This window comes from Glycomyces mayteni (genome assembly GCF_042428885.1).
GTDB lineage: Bacteria > Actinomycetota > Actinomycetes > Mycobacteriales > Micromonosporaceae > Glycomyces > Glycomyces mayteni.
Map to the genome: position 1 here is coordinate 1 of NZ_JBHMBP010000008.1, position 3459 is coordinate 3459.

Here is a 3459-nt window from a genome sequence, read left to right on the forward strand (position 1 = left end):
GGTGTGGCTGGTGTGTTGTTTGAGATTTGTATAGTGTGCGTGAGTGTCTTTGTTTCTATCTGACTTGGCCGTGTTGGTTAAGTTGTGTAGGGCGCATGGTGGATGCCTTGGTGCCGGATGACCGATGAAGGACGTGTGAGGCTGCGATATGCCTGGGGGAGTTGCCAACTGGACTGTGATCCCAGGGTTTCCGAATGGGGTAACCTGGCCGGCTTGATGGCCGGTCGCGCCTGCCTGAATGTATAGGGCGGGTGGTGGTGTGGCGGGGAAGTGAAACATCTCAGTACCTGCTGTGGAGAAAACAAGAGTGATTCCGTGAGTAGCGGCGAGCGAAAGCGGAGGAGGCTAAACCTGGTTCGTGTGATAGCCGGCAGGCGTTGCGGGTCAGGGGTTGTGGGACGTTTCCGTTAGTCTCTGCCGAGACTAGGTTCACGCATCAGCAGCTAGTCGAACGGTGTGGGAAAGCCGACCGGAGTGGGTGAGAGTCCCGTAGGTGAAGGTTGTTGGTGGTGTTCGGGAAGCGCACCCGAGTAGCGCGGGTTTCGTGGAGGCTCGTGTGAATCTGGCAGGACCGTCTGCTAAGCCTAAAGAGGTCCGGTGACCGATAGTGGAGAGTACCGTGAGGGAATGGTGAAAAGTACCCCGGGAGGGGAGTGAAAGAGTGCCTGAAACCATGTGCCTGTAAACCGTCAGAGCCCGGCCAGAAGCTTGCTTCTGGTAGGCGGGTGATGGCGTGCCTTTTGAAGAATGAGCCTGCGAGTTATGGTATGCCGCGAGGTTAAGCCGTGTGGTGGAGCCGGAGCGAAAGCGAGTCTGAATAGGGCGTTGAGTGGTGTGTTGTAGACCCGAAGCGGGGTGATCTACCCATGTCCAGGGTGAAGCGGCTGTAAGAGGTCGTGGAGGCCCGAACCCACCTAGGTTGCAAACTGGGGGGATGAGGTGTGGGTAGGGGTGAAAGGCCAATCAAACTCCGTGATAGCTGGTTCTCCCCGAAATGCATTTAGGTGCAGCGTCGCATGTTGCTCCGTGGTGGTAGGGCGCTGGTTGGGTGATGGGCCGTGTCGGTTACTGAGCTCAGCTAAACTTCGAATGCCATGGTGTTGAGTGCGGCAGTGAGTCGGCGGGTGAGAAGATCCGTCGTCGAGAGGGAAACAGCCCAGATTACCGGCTAAGGCCCCTAAGGGTGCACTGAGTGGAAAAGGATGTGGGGTCGCGTTGACAGCCAGGAGGTTGGCTTAGAAGCAGCCATCCTTGAAAGAGTGCGTAATAGCTCACTGGTCGAGTGGTTTTGCGCCGATAATGTAGCGGGGCTGAAGTGCACCGCCGAAGCCGTAGCAATGCCGTACACCTTCGGGTGTGCGGGTTGGGTAGGGGAGCGTCGTACATGGGGTGAAGCTCCGGAGTGATCCATGGGGTGGACTTTGTACGAGTGAGAATGCAGGCATGAGTAGCGAAACACAGGTGAGAATCCTGTGCGCCGATTGACTAAGGGTTCCAGGGGACGGTTGTTCCGCCCTGGGTTAGTCTGGGCCTAAGGCGAGGCCGAGAGGCGTAGTCGATGGATAACCGGTTGATATTCCGGTACCCGAGTGCCGCGTATGAGTGATAGCGGTTGTGCTAACCGGCTGCAAGCCGGTGTGGAGCAGTCTTCGGATTGTTCTGCATCAGTGAGTGGTTGGGGTCCTTTCCGTGTGTAGCGTAGTGATGGGGTGACGCAGTGGGGTAGCCGTACCGTCTGGTGGATTAGGCGGGGTAAGGTGGTAGCCCGCGTTCCTAGGCAAATCCGGGAACGCTGCCTTGAATGGTGAGGGTGAGCGCTGAAGCATAGCTCTTTTGAGTGAATTCGGTGATCCCGTGCTGTCGAGAAAAGCCTCTAGCGAGTGGTAGTCGGCCAGTACCCTAAACCGACACTGGTGGTCAGGTAGAGTATACTGAGGCGTTCGAGTGATGTGTGGTTAAGGAACTCGGCAAATTGCCTCCGTAACTTCGGGAGAAGGAGGGCCCTTGACTGTGGTGCGTGCGCACGGAAGCGGTTGGGGGTTGCAGAGGCCAGGGGGAAGCGACTGTTTACTAAAAACACAGGTCCATGCGAAGCCGTGAGGTGAGGTATATGGACTGACGCCTGCCCGGTGCTGGAACGTTAAGAGGATCCGTCAACCCTTCGGGGTGCCGCGGTGAATTGAAGCGCCAGTAAACGGCGGTGGTAACTATAACCATCCTAAGGTAGCGAAATTCCTTGTCGGGTAAGTTCCGACCTGCACGAATGGCGTAACGACTTCCCCGCTGTCTCAACCACATGCTCGGCGAAATTGCAGTACGAGTAAAGATGCTCGTTTCGCGCGGCAGGACGGAAAGACCCCGGGACCTTTACTATAGCTTGGTATTGGCATATTGTCTGGTTTGTGTAGGATAGGCGGGAGCCTGGGAAGCTGCGACGCTAGTCGTGGTGGAGGTGTTGGTGAAATACCGCTCTGACTAAATGATGTGTCTCACCCGCGGCCCTGATCGGGTCGGGGGACAGTGCCTGGTGGGTAGTTTAACTGGGGCGGTTGCCTCCTAAATGGTAACGGAGGCGCCCAATGGTACCCTCGGGCCGGTTGGAAACCGGTCGGTGAGTGTAAGCGTAGAAGGGTGCTTGACTGTGAGACCGACGGGTCGAGCAGGTGCGAAAGCAGGGGCTAGTGATCCGGCACCGACGTACGGATGTGGTGTCGCTCAACGGATAAAAGGTACCCCGGGGATAACAGGCTGATCTTCCCCAAGAGTCCATATCGACGGGATGGTTTGGCACCTCGATGTCGGCTCGTCGCATCCTGGGGCTGGAGTTGGTCCCAAGGGTTGGGCTGTTCGCCCATTAAAGCGGCACGCGAGCTGGGTTTAGAACGTCGTGAGACAGTTCGGTCCCTATCCGCCGCGCGCGTAGGAGATTTGATGGAGGGCTGTCCCTAGTACGAGAGGACCGGGATGGACGAACCGCTGGTGTGCCAGTTGTACCGCCAGGTGCATGGCTGGTTGGCTACGTTCGGGAGCGATAACCGCTGAAAGCATCTAAGCGGGAAGCGTGCTCTAAGATGAGATCTCCGTCAGCAGCGATGCTGGTGAGGCGCCCTAAAGATGATGGGGTTGATAGGCCCGACATGGAAGAGCAGCAATGCTTGGAGTGGACGGGTACTAACCGCCGAGAACTTAACATTACACACGGCCCCTATGGGTCAGAGCGAAACATGACATTCACGCACGCTATGCGATTCTGAGACAACACGCTCAGGCTCGATCGCGAACCCCTCTCCCCAGGCGGGGAGGGGTCCCGCAGTCGCCGAGCAGGCCCCTCAAGGGTTTGTTTGGTGGTGAGAGCGGAAGTGACACACCCGGTCCCATTCCGAACCCGGTCGTTACGGCTTCCAGCGCCGATGGTACTGCACTCGAGAGGGTGTGGGAGAGCAGGACACCGCCAAACAT

2 rRNA genes are annotated in these 3459 nt (G+C 57.6%); both read left to right on the forward strand.

Going from position 1 to position 3459, the window contains the following annotated elements:
* Positions 1-75 precede the first annotated feature (75 nt).
* Positions 76-3194: ribosomal RNA gene (locus tag ACFFXY_RS25220) — 23S ribosomal RNA — on the forward strand.
* Between the two features lie 146 nt (positions 3195-3340).
* A 5S ribosomal RNA gene (gene rrf / locus ACFFXY_RS25225) occupies positions 3341-3457 on the forward strand.
* The last annotated feature ends 2 nt before the right edge of the window (positions 3458-3459 follow it).